This is a genomic window from Brevibacillus migulae, from assembly GCF_004521915.1.
Classification (GTDB): Bacteria; Bacillota; Bacilli; order Brevibacillales; family Brevibacillaceae; genus Brevibacillus_F; species Brevibacillus_F migulae.
The window spans coordinates 81,361-98,323 of sequence record NZ_SDKD01000001.1; the positions used below are offsets into that span (position 1 = coordinate 81,361).

General features: G+C 50.5%; 15 protein-coding genes. 7 read left to right on the top strand and 8 right to left on the bottom strand.

What is annotated here, in order from left to right:
- Positions 1–265: 265 nt before the first annotated feature.
- Complete coding sequence (locus EIZ37_RS00440; protein ID WP_134682585.1) at positions 266–574, bottom strand: hypothetical protein; 309 nt, start codon at positions 572–574, stop codon at positions 266–268.
- A 2-nt stretch (positions 575–576) separates the two neighbouring features.
- Here EIZ37_RS00440 and EIZ37_RS26610 point away from each other — a divergent pair, with 2 nt between their 5' ends.
- The 4 genes from EIZ37_RS26610 (at position 577) to EIZ37_RS00460 (ending at position 4,744) form a co-directional block, all read left to right on the top strand.
- On the top strand, positions 577–669 hold the full coding sequence (locus EIZ37_RS26610) for a hypothetical protein (protein WP_328591338.1): 93 nt from the start codon (positions 577–579) through the stop codon (positions 667–669).
- A 100-nt stretch (positions 670–769) separates the two neighbouring features.
- Positions 770–2,371, top strand: coding sequence for a spore germination protein (locus tag EIZ37_RS00450; protein WP_134682586.1), 1,602 nt, complete (start codon positions 770–772; stop codon positions 2,369–2,371).
- A gap of 34 nt (positions 2,372–2,405) precedes the next feature.
- Complete coding sequence (locus EIZ37_RS00455; protein ID WP_134682587.1) at positions 2,406–3,539, top strand: GerAB/ArcD/ProY family transporter; 1,134 nt, start codon at positions 2,406–2,408, stop codon at positions 3,537–3,539.
- 5 nt (positions 3,540–3,544) lie between these two features.
- Positions 3,545–4,744 (top strand): Ger(x)C family spore germination protein, encoded by a 1,200-nt coding sequence (locus EIZ37_RS00460; protein WP_235827863.1) that lies wholly within the window; start codon positions 3,545–3,547, stop codon positions 4,742–4,744.
- A gap of 288 nt (positions 4,745–5,032) precedes the next feature.
- Here the strand turns inward: EIZ37_RS00460 and EIZ37_RS00465 are convergent, their stop codons facing one another.
- On the bottom strand, positions 5,033–5,992 hold the full coding sequence (locus tag EIZ37_RS00465; RefSeq protein ID WP_167568564.1) for a DMT family transporter: 960 nt from the start codon (positions 5,990–5,992) through the stop codon (positions 5,033–5,035).
- 125 nt (positions 5,993–6,117) lie between these two features.
- Between EIZ37_RS00465 and pdxR the strand changes: the two genes are divergently transcribed.
- The gene (pdxR, locus tag EIZ37_RS00470) at positions 6,118–7,515 is read left to right on the top strand and encodes a MocR-like pyridoxine biosynthesis transcription factor PdxR (protein WP_134682589.1); all 1,398 of its coding nucleotides are present in this window, start codon (positions 6,118–6,120) and stop codon (positions 7,513–7,515) included.
- A 49-nt stretch (positions 7,516–7,564) separates the two neighbouring features.
- On the opposite strand, the gene EIZ37_RS00475 is transcribed toward pdxR, so the two are convergent.
- The 4 genes from EIZ37_RS00475 to EIZ37_RS00490 all read right to left on the bottom strand — a co-directional run bounded on the left by EIZ37_RS00475 (position 7,565) and on the right by EIZ37_RS00490 (position 12,730).
- Entirely contained in the window at positions 7,565–8,683 is a 1,119-nt protein-coding gene (locus EIZ37_RS00475) for a deoxyribonuclease IV (protein WP_134682590.1), read from the bottom strand.
- 128 nt (positions 8,684–8,811) lie between these two features.
- Positions 8,812–10,287, bottom strand: coding sequence for a sigma-54-dependent transcriptional regulator (locus EIZ37_RS00480; protein WP_134682591.1), 1,476 nt, complete (start codon positions 10,285–10,287; stop codon positions 8,812–8,814).
- Positions 10,256–11,569: a sensor histidine kinase gene (locus tag EIZ37_RS00485; RefSeq protein ID WP_134682592.1), complete on the bottom strand. Its 1,314-nt coding sequence runs from the start codon at positions 11,567–11,569 to the stop codon at positions 10,256–10,258. Before EIZ37_RS00485 ends, EIZ37_RS00480 begins: the two co-directional genes overlap by 32 nt.
- Positions 11,570–11,581: 12 nt before the next feature.
- Positions 11,582–12,730, bottom strand: a complete 1,149-nt coding sequence (locus EIZ37_RS00490; protein ID WP_134682593.1) for an iron-containing alcohol dehydrogenase — start codon at positions 12,728–12,730, stop codon at positions 11,582–11,584.
- 223 nt (positions 12,731–12,953) lie between these two features.
- Between EIZ37_RS00490 and adhP the strand changes: the two genes are divergently transcribed.
- Positions 12,954–13,967: an alcohol dehydrogenase AdhP gene (gene adhP / locus EIZ37_RS00495; RefSeq protein WP_134682594.1), complete on the top strand. Its 1,014-nt coding sequence runs from the start codon at positions 12,954–12,956 to the stop codon at positions 13,965–13,967.
- A gap of 181 nt (positions 13,968–14,148) precedes the next feature.
- Here the strand turns inward: adhP and EIZ37_RS00500 are convergent, their stop codons facing one another.
- Positions 14,149–14,586: a GreA/GreB family elongation factor gene (locus EIZ37_RS00500; RefSeq protein ID WP_134682595.1), complete on the bottom strand. Its 438-nt coding sequence runs from the start codon at positions 14,584–14,586 to the stop codon at positions 14,149–14,151.
- Between the two features lie 171 nt (positions 14,587–14,757).
- Positions 14,758–15,522, bottom strand: a complete 765-nt coding sequence (locus tag EIZ37_RS00505; RefSeq protein ID WP_134682596.1) for a hypothetical protein — start codon at positions 15,520–15,522, stop codon at positions 14,758–14,760.
- A gap of 361 nt (positions 15,523–15,883) precedes the next feature.
- On the opposite strand from EIZ37_RS00505, the gene EIZ37_RS00510 reads away from it, so the two are divergent.
- On the top strand, positions 15,884–16,960 hold the full coding sequence (locus EIZ37_RS00510; RefSeq protein WP_134682597.1) for an extracellular solute-binding protein: 1,077 nt from the start codon (positions 15,884–15,886) through the stop codon (positions 16,958–16,960).
- The last annotated feature ends 3 nt before the right edge of the window (positions 16,961–16,963 follow it).

A 16,963-nucleotide genomic window follows, 5' to 3' on the forward strand; every position in this document is an offset into this window, starting at 1 on the left:
CTTTCGCGATGATCCAATAATGAGTTTTTGGATCTGCACGCTAATCCGTGGAAAGAACAACGGTTTGCGTGGGATTAAATGGAATCGACAAAGAGGCGGAAACCCGCCTCTTCATTCGTTTCAAACGGAATGGTTTCACAGGAGCCCCTACGACCAGGCCTTCCTACGGATTCTCCATAAGTGTCCACAACGATTTCTCCCAGCTTTCCTTGATGCTGCGGCAACCGCCATCTCTTCTTGTGGTGTAGGTTTTGCTGTTGATTATTCAATGATTGGTTGAGCCAGGAGTTGCAACTAGATTGCTTCCTCTCTGGCGTTCTCTTCTTTCATCCTCAGTTTCAGGACTTCCAGTGAATACCATCATTGGCGAAGGCCCATCTGCCATTTTTTCCTTCAATTTTCGATTTTCTGCAAGTTCACTCTCCAAGCGACTATTGTCCAGAACGTCTATGGAAACAGCGCTCTCATCAGAGACGTCAATGTCCTTTTTCCAACTGCCATCAATGGGCACGTCAATTTTATCGAGCTGCACAGTAAAATGTAGGTATCGAAGCTGTACAGCAGGCACAGGCATCAATCGCTCATTGCAAGGCTCGTGAGGCATGGGTGGTCAGTAATCGGGATTATACGCAAGCAGCTCGAAAATCCTGCAGCAAAGTCGGATTCTAAAACATGCAACAACAGGAAATTGAAGCAAGTTTATGCATGTAATTTTTCATATTGGGGGGATACTAAGAAAATCCAAGACATGCGGAAAGAAGTGATATAGATGGTCAATTTTTTTCGCAATAGAAACGTGAACAAAAAAAAGCAGTCGGTGATCAACCATCGGGAGAACATCGAATTATCGGGATTTTTGAACGAATCACTCCAAGAAAATGTCCAGACCTTGAAGAACCGGCTGGGAAAAAATACAGATTTTTTGGTCAACGATTTAGTATGTAAAGAATGGCAGGCAACCTTGCTTTTCTATAAATCTCTCGTCGATGTTCAGCTTTTGACCGAACGGGTCGTGTCTCCTCTAAAGGAACAATGGGACGCAAAACTGCAACAAGTCGTGGCATGCGAGCAGGTACAAACAACGGTATCCGATCCACTAGCGGAAATAAAACGTTGTATCGTGTTGAGTGACACTCAGTTGGTAAATGACTGGCACTGTGCAGTCGATGAACTGCTCGACGGAAAAGTGCTTCTGCTGGTAGACGGTGTGGCGGTTGGGCTTGCGATCGGATTGGCAAAAGTGGAAAAGAGAGATATATCGCCCCCAGAGACAGAGCTAAGCGTCATAGGTCCCCGGGAAAGTTTTGTGGAGATTCTCGGACCCAATATTACGTTGATCCGCCAGCGGTTGCGCGATCCTCATCTGTACATTGAGTCATTTCAGGTGGGGAAGCGGGGGAAACAAGAGGTTGCCCTTTTTTATCTGGATGATGTCGCGAATCCTGCTCTCGTAGAGGAAGTGAAGAGGCGCGTAATGTCCATCGAGGTCGGTGCATTGCAGGGGCAACTCCATCTGCAAGAACTGCTGGAAGATAACACCTACTCCTTGTTTCCGCAAATGCGTCCATCGGAGCGGCCTGACGTGGTTTGTTCCTACCTGTTGGAAGGAAGCGTTGTTTTGATGGTTGAGGGAGCGGCGCATGCTCTGATCATGCCAATTACTTTTTATCAACTCATTACTACAATTGATGACTACTACAGCAGTTGGCAATATGCGACATTGATTCGTTTGGTGAGGATGGTTGCTTTGCTATTCAGCATTGCGACCCCAGGCTTCTATCTGTCGCTTATCGCCTACAACCCAGAACTCATACCCACTCGGCTTGTCATCTCGATGGACGCGGCCCGGGTGAAAGTTGCACTGCCGATTGTACTGGAAGTCTTCATAATGGAGATCATGATTGAAATATTGAGGGAGGCCGGCATCAAGCTGCCCAAGCCAGTGGGTCAAGCTGTAAGTATCATTGGAGGGCTTGTTATAGGAGAAGCAGCGGTTAACGCTAATCTTGTCAGTCCGGTCACGGTCGTCATTGTCGCCTTAACGGCTATATCTTCATTTACAGCGCCCGTCTATCTTCTCGGGATCACGTACAGGATACTGCGCTTCTTTTTGCTCCTGTGCAGCAGTATCTTCGGATTGTACGGCTTTTTATTGGGATTATTCATCATTCACGCCCATGCGTCCCGACTTGTCTCCTTTGGCGTTCCGTATCTTGCCCCTCTCTCGCCCCTTCGGATCCGTGATTGGATGGATACGGTACTCCGATTTTCGTTTAAACGCCTCATCCATCGCCCGACGTTCCTCGCATCACAGAATCCGACAAAAGCTCAACCCCTTGCGATGACTTCCAAAAATCAAAGGAAGGAGTAGGGGCTCCAATATCAGTGAAGAAGGATAGTGACATATGAAGGGATTTGAAAGACCGATAGAGATCAGCCCTACTCAATTAGTCCTGCTAGTATTCGGTACAATTGTTGGGGTCGGCTTCATCACGCTGCCCCGAGGAGTGGTTGAAAAAGCGCGTGAGGACGCATGGATTACCATTATCCTAGCAGGTTTCGTATCATTGGTCTCCCTTTGGCTGATTCTGCGTACGGCGCGTATTTTTCCGAAGGATACCTTGGTTGAATACAATGTAAAAATTTTCGGCCGGTTTTGCGGCTTCTTGTTCAATCTCCTGTTTGCGGAGTATTTTCTGTTGTTCACTGTTACGGGAATTCGAACAATGGCAGAAGTGGTCCGGGCGGAGATGCTACCGTTTACGCCATTGGAAGCGATTATCATCGCAATGCTCATCACCATCTTTTATGCGGCGTGGGACGGTCTCATGCCGATTGTGCGGATAAACGAGTCAGGTCAGCCTATCACCTTCCTATTAATCATTTTATTTTTCATGATCGCATACCTGGAAGCTGACTGGTATGAAATCCGAGCCCCTTTCGCTGAAGGATTTCTACGGGTAGTCCAGCCGATTCCCGATACCACTTATTCTTATCTTGGATTTGAAATCCTGCTTCTGTACTATCCATTTGTCCTTAAAAAGGAGAAGTGCTTTTGGAATGCGTCAACAGGAATAGCTCTCTCCGGAGCTTTTTACAGCTTCATTGTGCTGGGAGCGCTGCTTACGCTTGGGCCCGATGTTACGATGACCCAAACCTATCCGGTTGTGACTATGGCCAAAATGATCGAGATTGTGCGCCAGTTTGTAGAGCGGGCTGAATTGCTTCTCATTATTCTGTGGCTACCGCTTGCTTACACTACTCATCTGGTGGTGTTTTTTTCTTCCGCCTTTACCATGAACCGTATGTTTCCGAGGATTTCACAAAGGTGGTGGATGGGGTTGAGTATCCCGGTAATATACGTTCTCACCTTGATTCCCGACAATTTAATGGAGATGGAGAGGTGGACCAATTATGTAGGGGTCATCGGAATGTTTATTCTCTTTGTATACCCACTTTTGCTTCTGGCAGGTGTATTCGTTCGCCGAAAGCTGGGACTCCTCCCCGCTTCAGGAATCCAGGAAGGTGAGGAATCGTGATTCGAATGCGAATTTTCAATTGGGTCTTGCCCATGCTAGTTATCGCCTGCATTAGTTTGCTGACTGCAGGTTGCTGGGACTATCAAGAATTGGAGGATCGTGCAATCATAGTCGGACTGGGAATCGATGAACTGCCGCCCGTTAGAAGCAACGGCTTTGAGACAAGGATGTATCAAGTAGTGGTGCAGATCGTAGAAGCGGCTGCTGAAGACGGGGGTGATCAGAAGGGAGGAGGTTTCGGTTCATCGGGGAAGCAAAGCGGCTACACCAATTTCGTCATCGAGACGCCCTCGATAGCGGATGGGATCGAACGTGTTGTGACGCGGAGCGATCGCTTGCCGAATATGTCTCATCTACAGACGATCGCCCTTGGGGAGAAGGTGGCCAGGAAAGGCATTAACGAGCTGTATGATTTTTTCGCAAGGTTTCCTCAGATGCGCCGACACACGGAGATGCTTGTGTTTGATGGCCCCATCTCCCAATTATTCGCAACACCGAGCGTGTCTGAACCTACTCCTGCACTCCACATCGCGGAGATGATAGACAACGTTCAGCGGACGATTGTGATGCCGGTATCCAATTTGGGGACGGTGAGCAAAAGCGTCCGATCCCAATCGCCGTTTCTCTTGGTAAAAGCCGCAATGAATGAAAATAAAGAGATTCTGATTAATCAAGTGGCCGTGTTTGACACATTCAAAATGATCGGTACGTTGTCACGAGAACAAATGATGGACATCTCGGTCTTACAGGATGAGATAGAAAGAGGAGTCCTGCATTTTCCGTGTTACCAAGGAAAAAAAACTGGACTTCAGATCATTGCGGGCAATTGCAAAATTAAACCGGAACTACGTGAGGGCCATCCACATATTACATTCGACGTGGAACTTGAAGGTGAAATGATGGAATACCAATGTTTGGGCGCCTCATTCGAAAAACCAGAGCAGATTAAACGTTTAGAACAGATCGTCTCCGATATGTTGAGGATACGGTTGAAGAGAACGGCAGAAAAGGTGAGAAACAAATACGGGGTAGATGTACTGCGGCTCAGGACGAGGCTCAAGAATGAGCGGGACCTGTATAAGGAATTACGCCAACGGCCGAGTGAATTTTTCCGGCGATTGACAATAGACGTCAAGGCAGATGTAAAAATTCGTAACATCGGCAATAATGTTCAGACTCCAAACAGGGAGTTGAGGCCGAAATGAAAAAAAGAAGTTTGTAAATTCCTAATCTGACCTGGGAATAACTGTAGACCCAGATATAAAGCACGAGGATAATCTTGCAGATGGAAATGCTGCCGGGGTGGGGAGGAAAAGTCTATGCATCGCGCGGCGTCATCAGCACTGTAGCCGGAAACGGCACTAGTGCTGATTCCGGAGACCTAAAGAATAAAGCAAGGATCCATTCCAATATACGGCAATCCGGGATGTGTGGGTACCACATGCAAGCTTTCTGAAGAAGCGAGCATATGGTACCCGTTTTCGTTTTCCTCCTTATGAATCCAAGACTTCGACCGAACCTGCTTTTTTCTCCGCGTTCTCCGGATTTACTCCAATCAGAACCATCCCGAGAATCACCAGCAGCCCCCCTGCCCACTGCAGCCATCCGGCATTCTCCCCCAAGACCGTGACAGACAGCACTAATGCGGTAAAAGGCATCATCCCCGATAATGCTGCGGCGGTTGATGCTTCACATCTTTTGATCCCCGCGTACCAAAAAATGAAGGCGAGTGCGGTGACAAATGGGCCGTACCAGATGATTGCGAGCCATTGAGCCCAACCGATCATCGCCAGGGAAGCCAATGGTCTTTCATAGAGCGAAGGGATCACACATAGAAGCAATGCCATGGCCGACACCAGGGTTGTTTGCGCGAGGGGATGCAGCGGCGCACGTTCCGCAGCAGCCGATTTCACGGCGGCGCTGCGTGAAAAGATGTTAAACAAGGATTCGCTGACAGCAGCGAGAAGCACGAGGATATTCCCCGCCAAATGCTCCATGGAGAAGGCATGGTCGCGTCCGGGGGTGAGCAGCCCTTGCATGAGCAGAATCCCTCCGATAGTACTGAGAATGCCGAGAGACGCAGCCCGACTGATCGTTTCTTTTAACAGGAGCATAGCCAGCAGAACGGTCACCGCAGGAGTCGCACCGGTCAAGATCCCGGCCTCGCCCGCACTGGTACGGGAAAGTCCGTACAATAAAAACATGCGAAACAAAAACATGCCAAAGAGCGCTTGAACAGCGAAAAGAATCCAATCTCTCGCTGTCAGATGGGGGACAGCTTTCGCCAGTTCCTTCCACCCCAACGGCAGCAAGCATAGAAGCGCAAAGAATAAGCTGACAGCAGTAGTGGTAAAGATCCCTAATTGCCCGTTGATAAAACGCGCCGCAATCACAGAGGTCCCAGCCAGCGAGAAAGCGCCGAACAAATACAGCATCCCTTTCCATCGTGCCAAAAAATCACATCCTCCCAAAAGTGTTGAAATGACCGCTGGAAAATCATGCTACAATCGTAGTAAAGAAACTGGTCCGGGAAAAGGACCAGTCCAGCGCGAAAGATAAGGAACCAGTTGGAGGGCATATGTGGGGAATCGAGCTGCAGCGACAGAGCGAAGTATCTTTAAAGCGTCAGATTTACCAAGCGCTTCGGAAGCAAATGGTAGACGGCAAGCTGAAAGCAGGCGAAGCATTGCCATCCACCCGTGAGTTGGCGAGAGAGCTGCAGGTGTCTCGCAATACGGTGAATGAAGCTTATGACATGCTGCTTGCGGAGGGCTATGTTTTCAGCCATCAGGGGGCGCCGACACGGGTCGCGGAAGGGGTGTATCTGGAGGAAAAAAACGGTGCAGAAACAACGAAGCAGGAACCTATGCCGCCAAGCTTTTTGGCTGATTTCCGGACGGGTCAGCCTGATTCGCAGCATTTTCCCCGGTATTTGTGGCAGCAGATGGTACAAAAAACGCTGCAAGAGATATCTCCAGACCTTTACGGATATGGCGGTCCGCAGGGATTGCTCAGCCTGCGGGAAGAAATTGCCGCTTGGCTGTATCGCAGCAAGGGGCTTTCTGTGGATATCAGTGATATCTTCATCACGGCGGGAGCCACGCATGCCCTCCATGTGATTGCCGACTTGCTCTATCAAGAAGGAAAAGAGATGTTCGTAGAGGATCCCTGCAATCGCGGGATGTTGAAGACGCTGAAAAATAAAGGCTACCCGATTTCACCGATACCGGTCGATGCCTTTGGCCTGCAGACGGAATGCTTGCATGGGAAGCGTGCGAGCGCGGTTTATGTCACCCCCTCGCATCAATTTCCTTTAGGCGGGATTCTGCCGGCTGTTCGCCGCACAGCACTCATCCGTTATGCCAGGGAAAACGAGTGCTATCTGGTAGAAGATGATTATGACAGCGAGTTCCGCTATTATGGTGATCCCGTTGCACCGCTGTATGCCATGGATCCCGGGCGGGTGATCTACGTCGGCACTTTCAGCAAGGTCCTCTTCCCGGCGCTTCGGGTCGGCTATGTCATTCTTCCGCGTGAGCTGCATCAGCGCTGGCGCCATTTGCGCACCCATACGGATGTCCAGAACCCGCCGTTTGAACAAGCGGCATTAGCTGAGTTTTTGCGTACACGGAAATTTGACAGGCATCTGGGGAAAATGAGAAAGCTGTATGGAGAGCGGCGACAGGCTCTGCTGGCAGCGTTGAAAGAGCGCTTCCAAGACACGTGGCACGCCTGGGGAGATGCGGCAGGGCTCCATCTGGCCGTCGAGTTTCCGGGGATGACTTTCGATGATTCCTTTGTAGCCGATTGCCGCAAAGAAAAAATCCGCATTACGCCTGTGGAATATCATTGCATCCGAAAGGGCGAGCATGCGAGCAAGCTGCTGTTTGGCTATGGTCATCTGGAGCCAGAGGAAATACGTAAAGGAATCGATTTGCTGCATGATTTTCTGAAAGAAAAACGTCTCATGAAATAAAAGGCCGGAGCTGTGCGAATCGCAGCTCCGGCATTCTTTTTGTATGAGGCTACTTGCCGATCGCAAACCAGGCGATCAGTCGTTGATTGATCTGCTCTTCCGTAAGACTTTCGAACAGCTGGGCCTCCTCAACCATATCGTACAGACGCTCCATCGGCTCGCGTCCATCCGCTTTCTTCGCTTTGGCGTCGTTTTTCAGCACGTCCCATGTACGGATGACAAACTCGCGTCGATCAATCTCCTGCTTGCGGAAGAAGAACGTCAATTGCTCCACATCCTTCAGGAAGTCACTGCCAAAACGCTGTTCCAGGTCGCCGCGAAGCAAGGCGATTTCCGCCGCATACATCGGACGCTCCTTGCCTTTTTCTTTCCCGATCCATGGTGTTTCCAAAATGAGCGGCAGGTGGCGGATTTTTTCATGGTGCACGATGTAGTGCATCGCGTCGAAGCCGATCATGCCAGCACCGATCGGGGCGTGGCGGTCTTTGCGGGTGCCGAGCAAGCTCTTGCTGTCATTCAGGTGAACGACGGCAATGCGGTCCAAGCCGACGATCCGGTCAAATTGTTCGAGCACGCCGTCAAAATCATTGACGATATCATAGCCGGCATCGTGAATATGGCAGGTGTCCATGCAAACGGTGAGTCTGCGGTTGTCCTCTACTTTTTCCATGATCGCCGCGATTTCTTCAAAGCTGCGACCGACTTCCGAGCCTTTGCCCGCCATGGTTTCCAGCGCGATATTGACGTTGGTGTCCTTCACGCCATTGAGGACCTCGTTCAACCCTTCCGCAATTCGGGCTACCCCGTATTCCGCATCCTTGTCTGTAAAAGCTCCCGGGTGCAAGACGATGTTTTTCACGCCGATGTAGTCGGTCCGGCGAATCTCTTCTTGCAAAAAGCGAACCGCGAGCTCATAGGTGTCGTCCTTATAGGAGCCTAGATTAATGATGTACGGTGCGTGCACGACAATCTCGTCAACGGTCATGCCATGCTTGTCCATCACTTCTTTGCCTTGCTCGATGAATTGGTCTTCGATCGGTTTGCGCCGTGTATTTTGCGGTGCCCCCGTATAGATCATGAATGAGGTGGAGCCATAGCTGACCGCTTCCTCGGCAGCGTTGAGCAGCCCTTTGCCGGAGAAAGAGACGTGTGAGCCTATTTTCAACATGAATGAGAACCTCCTTATTTGCTTAAAAGAAAAAACCAATCCGTCTATGAACCGATCATTGGATCGACTGTCCGGGCACATTGGCGCTTATCTTTTGTATCAATTGTAGCGCTTCGAGCGGTTCGCCTTCAACCACCAAGCGTATCTCGGCTCGGGGAGGAGGATTGTTTTTCATTGAGGTAATAGCGGATGATCCGTTTGCTGATCTTCCATCGCTGACTTAGCTCTTGGCGGTTTCCTTTGGTTTTGGCTAGGCCCTTCTCCATGATGCTGCGGCCGATTTCACTCTCCAAGCTTTTGATCCGTTTGATAAGCAGGGAGAAATCGAGATCTTGAGCGGCATCGGCACTTTCCACAATCGTTTCGACAAACCGGGAGCAAGAATATTCGATGCTGGAAAGCGTGTCGGCGGGGTCGGATGCCGGGGGATGAGGCGGGAACCGCTGCCCTTTGCGGATCGCCTCTGGCAAATGTTCGGGCTGGAGCACCGGACAATCATGGATGGCGATGGTTTGGTTGAGCACATTGAGGAGCTGGCGTACATTGCCCGACCACTCGTGCTGCTGCAAGCACTCCATAGCTGCCGGGTCGATCCGATGCAAGTTGCCGTACTTTTTGGCCAGATAGTAGCTGCATAGGACGGGAATGTCGCCAACCCGTTCACGCAATGGGGGGAGCATGAGTTTGACACCTTCCAGACGGTAGAGCAGATCCTCGCGGAAACGCTTGCATTCGACCTCGTGGGCAAGAGAGCGATTGGTCGCGGATATGAAGCGGATATTGCTTTTGCTCATCTGCTCCCCGCCAATTTTCATATACTCGCCGGTTTCCAAGGCACGCAGCAGCTTGACTTGGATGCTTGCGGGCGCCTCTCCGATTTCATCCAGAAACAAGGTGCCGTTGTCCGCCAGTTCGAAAAAACCTTTTCGGGCTTTAACAGCGCCGGTGAAGGCTCCTTTCTCATAGCCGAATAATTCGCTTTCCATCAAAGATTCCGGTACGGCTCCGCAGTTGAGCGCAACGAACGGGGATTGCGAGCGGAGGCTGTTTCCGTGAATATAGCGGGCGAGCAGCTCCTTCCCGGTTCCGGTTTCCCCTTCAATCAACACATTAATCGCTTTTTGGGCGAGCTTCCGCGCAATCCCAAGAACCTTTTCCAGTGGACTGCCTGGGGCATATACGATTCCATAGGGGAGAGCCTCCTTGGCGAGGTCGCCCTGTGGAGGAAGCGTATGGGCCAACAGTGGATCAATCACCTTGTCCAAATCGTCCAAGTTGTCGAATGGCTTTTCCAAATAGTCTTTCGCCCCCCGTTGGATGGCGGTCACAGCCGACTTGATGGTGCTGTATCCGGTCATGATCAGCACGGAGCAGTCAGGATGGGCGGCGTGCAGCTTGGCCATCAAATCCAAGCCGTTTGCATCGGGCAGCTTCAAGTCAATGAACGCTGCTTGGAATTGTTTTCCCTCCGCGGCAATCAGTCTTTCTGCCTCTCTGCCGGAATTGGCGACGGTGACGCAGCACTGCTTCCGCTGCAGATAATAAGTAAAGAAGGACGTGACCTCCTGCTCGTCATCGACGATCAATACATGCTTGGTTTGCATCTGCTATCTCCTCCGGTATGACTAGTGGTAATAACAGGGTAAAGGTGCTGAAATGGCCAACCTGACTCCTGGCCAACAATTGACCGCCGTGTGCTTGCGCGATGCCCAAACTGACGGATAACCCCAGTCCTGTTCCTTTTGTGCTTGTTTTCGTCGTGAAAAAGGGCTGGAAGATTTGAGAGAGATGATCGGGGGGGATTCCTTGGCCGTTATCGGTGATCGAGAATGCTGCATAAGCAATGCCCTCTTGCTCCGCGGAAAACGTCTTGAGCACGATCGCGGGAGCGGGTGTCCCGACCAGCGCATCTCGCGCATTGAGCAGCAAGTTGATCAGGATCTGTTCAATCTGGTGCCGGCTCCCCCGAAAGAACAAAGGGGAGGCAGTGAGCTCCTTGGTGATTGTGATGCCGGATACCGTAATTTGATAACCGATCAGACTGAGCACGTCATGGATCAATTCATTGATCGATAAACATTCGAATTGATATTCTTCCTGTCTGGAAAACGTAAGCAGATTTTGGATGATCTTTTTGCAACGGACACCGCATTGATGAATGTCCTTGAGCAGCGGATGGAGCGGACCCGATTGGAATTCTCGCAGCAAAAGCTGGGAGTTGCCCAGGATCGCCGTTAACGGGCTGTTTAGCTCATGGGCAATTCCAGCTGCCATCTCTCCGACCGCTGCCATTTTGGCGGATTGGATCAGCTGAGCTTCGATTTTCACCTTTTCGGATACATCTTGGTAGAGCATGATGTTTTCCACAGATACGCCGACATGCTCCGCGATTTGCGAGAATAGGATCCGCTCTTCCGGGTTGCCAGGCTGTCCGGCATCGAGCAACAGCGTAAGAAATCCGAATGTTTGATTGAGGTGGCTGCGTAATGCAACGGATAGGAAGCGAAAACCAGGAAAGGAGTCTCGCAAGCGTTCTTCCACATCTCCAACCTGAGGGGGTGATCCGGGAAGCAGCTGCTGTGTAAGCGTTTGGCAGTGCCATTTTCCCTCCCTGCATGCGGAGACGTAGGAGGAAAACGTGGGGCCTTTCACCAGCGTAAGCGCAAATCGCTGAAAACAAAATAGCTGCGATAATGAAGAGGCGATCGAGTGGCTGACTTCCGGCCAGGTTGCATTGACTTGTATTTTGGTCAGTTCGTTGATGACTTCCAGCTGCTTGTTCTTTTTCTTCATTTCTTCGACTAGCGTATTCAACTCGGTATAGTAGCTTTTTCGGGAAGAATGAATGCCGGTTAGCTTTTGGAGGATTTCCTGTTTATTCTCCATAGACACATCCTCCTACAGGGCTTTGCGGAAAAGCGCGGCCACATCCGCGATGCTCATGTCGCGGGGATTTGTGGCCATACATACATCCAATAGCGCATGCTTGCTCAATGCCTCAATCTGATCGGCATGCAAGCCAAGGGAAGACAAGGATTGCGGGATATCCAGGTCTCTTGCCAACTCCTTGACCGCTTTCAAGGCTAAGCGAGAGGAGTCGTGCATGCTGAGTCCCGCTGTATTTTCGCCGAGCGCTTCCGCTATCTTTTGATAACGCTCGGGTGCGGCAATGTAATTGTGTTCCAACACATAGGGAAGCAGAATCGCATTGACTTCGCCGTGGGGAAGGTCCAATAAACCGCCAAGCTGGTGGGACATGGCGTGTACGGCCCCCAGGATCGCATTCGAGAAAGCGATGCCGGCTTGCAGACTGGCCATCGCCATCGCCTGCTTGGCTTCCACATTAAAGCGACTCGCGGCGGAGGGTCGCAAATATTGGGAGATGAGCCGCATGGCCTGCAGGGAGTAGACCTCTGTCAGGGGAGTGGCCGCCAGTGACAGATAGGATTCAATGGCATGGGTCAATGCGTCCATGCCGGTATTCGCCGTCAAGAGCTTGTCCATGGTCGTTAACGTTTGCGGATCGATAATGGCGATGTCCGGTATCAATGATTTGGAGATGATCGTCATTTTCATTTTTCGCTCGGTGTCGGCAATGATGGAAAATTGAGACACTTCCGAGCCTGCCCCTGCCGTGGTGGGAACCATCACCATGGGCGGCAAGGGACGGGAAATGTGATCGACTCCTTCATATTGGTGGATCCGACCGCCATTTGTGGCGAGAAGCGCGACTGCTTTCGCGGCATCGATCGCACTGCCGCCCCCGACACCGAGAATCGCGTTTCCACCGAATTGGTGATAGGCTTCGACGCCGGCATGGATCTCATGATCTTTCGGATTGGGGGTCACCTCCATCCATAGATGATAGTCCAAGTGGGCTGCATCCAGATAATCTATGACTCGCTCGACCCAGCCAGCAGAGGCAACGCCCGCGTCGCTCACCAAAAACACGCGTGAAGCCCCCAGTCTGCGTAGACTTTCTCCAACCTGCGAGATGGCTTGTTGACCAAAGATAATCTCGGGTGTCATAAATTTGGAAATTTGCATAAAATCCCCTCCTTTGTGCCTGATTCAAGTATTCCGCACGGGACGTTCATTTCCCTACCCAGCCAATCATTTGGCCCATTGGCCGTCTTTTCGTCCACAGGAGCCGAAAAATCGGCTGGATAATCGAGCGGAGTGTTGACGGGATCAATCCTCGCCGTTGGTATGAAGCTTGCTTATGAGAGAGGCTGTAATCCAAAAATCAATTTTTAGGGAGGCCATTGAGATGAAAGCAGCTGTTGTATCTGAATTTCATCAAAAGCTGGAAGTGAAGGAAGTGCCTGTTCCTGAGGTCGGACACGGTCAGGTGCTGGTCAAAATGAAAACCTGCGGCGTCTGTCATACCGACTTGCATGCGGCGCATGGCGATTGGCCGGTCAAACCGAAGCTGCCCCTCATTCCCGGACACGAAGGGGTGGGGGTGGTCGAAAAATTGGGAGAAGGGGTCACGAGTCTGAAGATCGGAGACCGCGTAGGCATTCCCTGGCTGTTTTCAGCCTGCGGAGAGTGTGAGTACTGCTTGACGGGCTGGGAGACGCTGTGCAAGCAGCAATTGAATGGGGGCTATTCGGCAGATGGCGGCTATGCCGAATACTGCGTCGCTCCAGCGGCTTATGTAGCGAGAATTCCGGATAGGTTGAGCGATGTGGAGGCGGCACCGATCTTGTGCGCGGGTGTCACGACGTACAAAGCGCTGAAGGTGGCTGACATCAAACCTGGTGAATGGGTAGCCATCTATGGCATCGGCGGATTGGGACACGTAGCGCTCCAATATGCAAAAGCAATGGGCTATTATGTAGCAGCGGTGGATATCCAGGATGACAAACTGGCTTTGGCCAAGGAGTTGGGAGCTGATCTGACCGTAAACGGCAAAGAAACCGATCCCGCCTCATTCATCCAGAGTGAAATCGGCGGAGCGCATGCTGCGATCAGTGTGGCTGTGACCAAAAAAGCATTTGAGCAGGCCTATCAATCCGTGAGAAGGGGCGGCTCCCTTGTCGTGGTTGGCTTGCCTAATGAGGAGCTGCCCATCCCCATTTTTGAAACCGTTCTCAATGGCGTGACGGTAAAAGGCTCGATTGTCGGGACGAGGAAGGATATGCAGGAAGCGCTCGATTTTGCCGCCAAGGGGAAAGTAAAGGCAATCATCGAAACGCAACCCCTCGAAAAGATCAATGAAGTGTTCGACCGTATGCAAAAAGGCCAAATCAACGGCCGCATTGTGCTGACGATGGATTAATGCAGAAATGCAGGGCTCGTGTCAGGTGGCTCCGGTCTTGTCGGTCGATCCCTGACGGATTGCTCCCTGCCCAATGGCGAAGAGGGAAGAAATGACTTCCATGTAGCAAAAAGGCCCGAGACGTTACGCCGTCTCGGGCAATTCATGCGCAATCGGCATACCATCTGAGTTCCAATGCGCTTTATAGACTGTAATTGAAGCCGATGCTCTTGACCACGGCATGGATTGCGCCATTCGGTGTCAACAAGACCACCTTCTCGTCCTTTTCTCTCAGCAGCAGCTGCCTGCCAACGGGTGACATGAAAGAGATATATCCCTTGTCCGGATCGGATTGCTCCGGCAAACATATCGTGAAGTCGTCCGTCATGAAGTCCTCTTCATAGAAGATCGATACTTGGCTGCCGATCAACACATGCGTAGGAGATGCATGTTCAAGTGGGTCAAACGTAGACAAAAACCTCTCTACAGTAGCAGCATACTTCGTAAAAAACTGTTGGTCACGGTCCAGAGGCGGCACCGTGGCTGCGTACATGTCTTGAAGCTCAAAGCGATTTTCATCCAGAAACACCAATTGTTCGACCAGCCGTTTGCGCAAAGGATGGTGAGTACTATGGTTCATCGAAGATCGCCCCCTTTGCTGGATTTAATGCAACGCAGCATTTCAATACGTACATGTTCGAAAACCTCCCGTAACAATAAAAATGGAGTTCTCAGTGAAAAAGGAGAACTCACATTCATCATACCATTTATGGGAAATTACGTTAATAGAAATATCCAGGATTAGAACGATTCAGTTCAGCAGCTCATAGCGATAAAAGCCGATCGGTTCATCGGTTCGAAAAGTCCATTGATTCCAGATGCTGCTTTCCATGTTGGTCTTATCCGTCGCGATCTGCCGGATTCCCCCCGGCGGGACGGTAATCACGGGAGATTCACCCTGCGTCAGCGGCTCTTTGTCGGCATCATACGCATACAGTTTCACTTTGACGTCCACTGCTTGATCACCATCATTCTTTACCATGAACAGATTGAGATAATCGCGGTTGGAACAACGGCTGCAGGGCTCCTTGGTCGCATAAACCAACTCCACGCGCACGGGATGATCCTTGGCGGGTTCACTCTTGGAAAAAACCCTCTCCGCTCGATCAAATGTACTGGCGTATTCCCACTTCTGCCCAAGGGGGATATACACCGCCATGAACAAGAAAATATGCAGCCATAGGACCAGGATAGCCAAGAACGTTGCTTTCGGATTGTAACCGGAAGAAGGGACACCGCGATTCAGAAAGTGGGCGATGATTCCGCATAGCAGAAAGATTGCGCCAAAAACGGAAACGATGATCAAGGTAATGGTGGTTTCCTGGACCGAGGGCTTTAAGGGAAACCCAAAATTGGCTCGAAAATACCAATGGCAGAGGAGCGATATCAGAAAGGTAAGCGCATACGAGCTCCAGCCAATTCGCTTGATGACAGCGGAGTACCTCGAGGGGATATAGCCGAATACGACCAGCATGGAAGAGATGCTAGTCAAAATAAGCGTCATTGCAATTCTCATTTCATCACTCTTTTCCCAATGTAATTCTTTACTATCTTAAGATAAATGGTTTCGCAAGCGCAGAACAGGGAAAAAAGGAAGAATCATCCGACATAATTCGATAAATTTTCAAAAATGGAAGCACTTTCATTGACAAAATTTGCAACAGTCTAGTATAATCGAAAAAAAGTGATCAACTTCACATGTTTCGATATACGGTTAGGCGGAGAAAATGGAGAAAACCCTTACCCGTAAATACATTCCTTCACGGGAGGAGTGTGTTTATGCGTCGAAGGGTTTTCTTTTTGTCTTTATGCGTATGGAGAAACCGAGAAGCTAGTATCACTTGCGCTTTTCTATAAATAGAGAGGAGTCTGACCAAATGAAAAAGAGAAAATGGCTCAATGTGGTAGCGACGGCGACCCTGCTCACCTCCGTCATGCTGGCTGGCTGCGGGTCTTCCGAAAGCACAGCACCATCGACTGGAGGCAGTGCGGAGGGCGGCGCGGCAGCGAAAAAGGAACTTGGCGCGATCGCGTTCTATTCGCCTGAAACGCCTGACATGACCAAAGAAATCGGACAAAACTTTGAAAAAGCGAATCCAGGTGCCTCTGTAAACGTGCAATATGCAGGGACAAACGTACTCGTAAACCGCATGATCGCGGAGAAGGACAGCCCGATGGCCGACCTCTGGTATGGCGGCGGCGGCTTCCTGACTTTTGAATCCGCAAAAGATAAAGGCATCATTACTCCTTATACGCCTGAAGCAATCAAAGATTGGCCAGAAGTACAAGACGGCATCAAAGTCCGCGACAAAGACTGGAAATGGATCGGAACTGAAGTATTCGTTCTTGGTTTTGTTTACAATACGGATCTGGTGAAGCCAGAAGACGCGCCGAAAACATGGGACGACCTGTTGGATCCAAAATGGAAAGGCAAAATTCAAATGCCAAACCCTGCAGCATCGGGCACCGCTACGCTCCTCGTACTTAGCAAGCTGATGGAGAAAGGCGAAGAGCCAGGCTGGGAATATTTCAAGAAACTGGTGGATCAAATGAGCGCACTGCCTGATTCCGGTTCCGCTCCTACGAAAGCGGTTGCAAAAGGCGAAGCGCATATCGGGATTGCCTTTGACTTCATGGCGTACGAAATGAAAGCAAAAGGTGAGAAAGTAGACTTTATCGTGCCGGACAAAACGCCTGTCATCGTAAACCCTGTATCCCTCGTAGAAAACGGTCCAAATCCGGAAGGCGGAAAAGCGATGATCGACTACCTGCTTTCCAAAGAAGGACAGCAAACCTTGGCGAACTGGTACCATATTCCAATCATGAAAGGCGTAGAAACGAAAACGCCTCTTACTTTGGAAAAGGTCATCCCACACGCGCAGGAACTGGATGTTGATTGGGTAAACCAAAACTACGACCGTGTACGTAACGAATGGCGTCAAAAATTCCAATAAGGG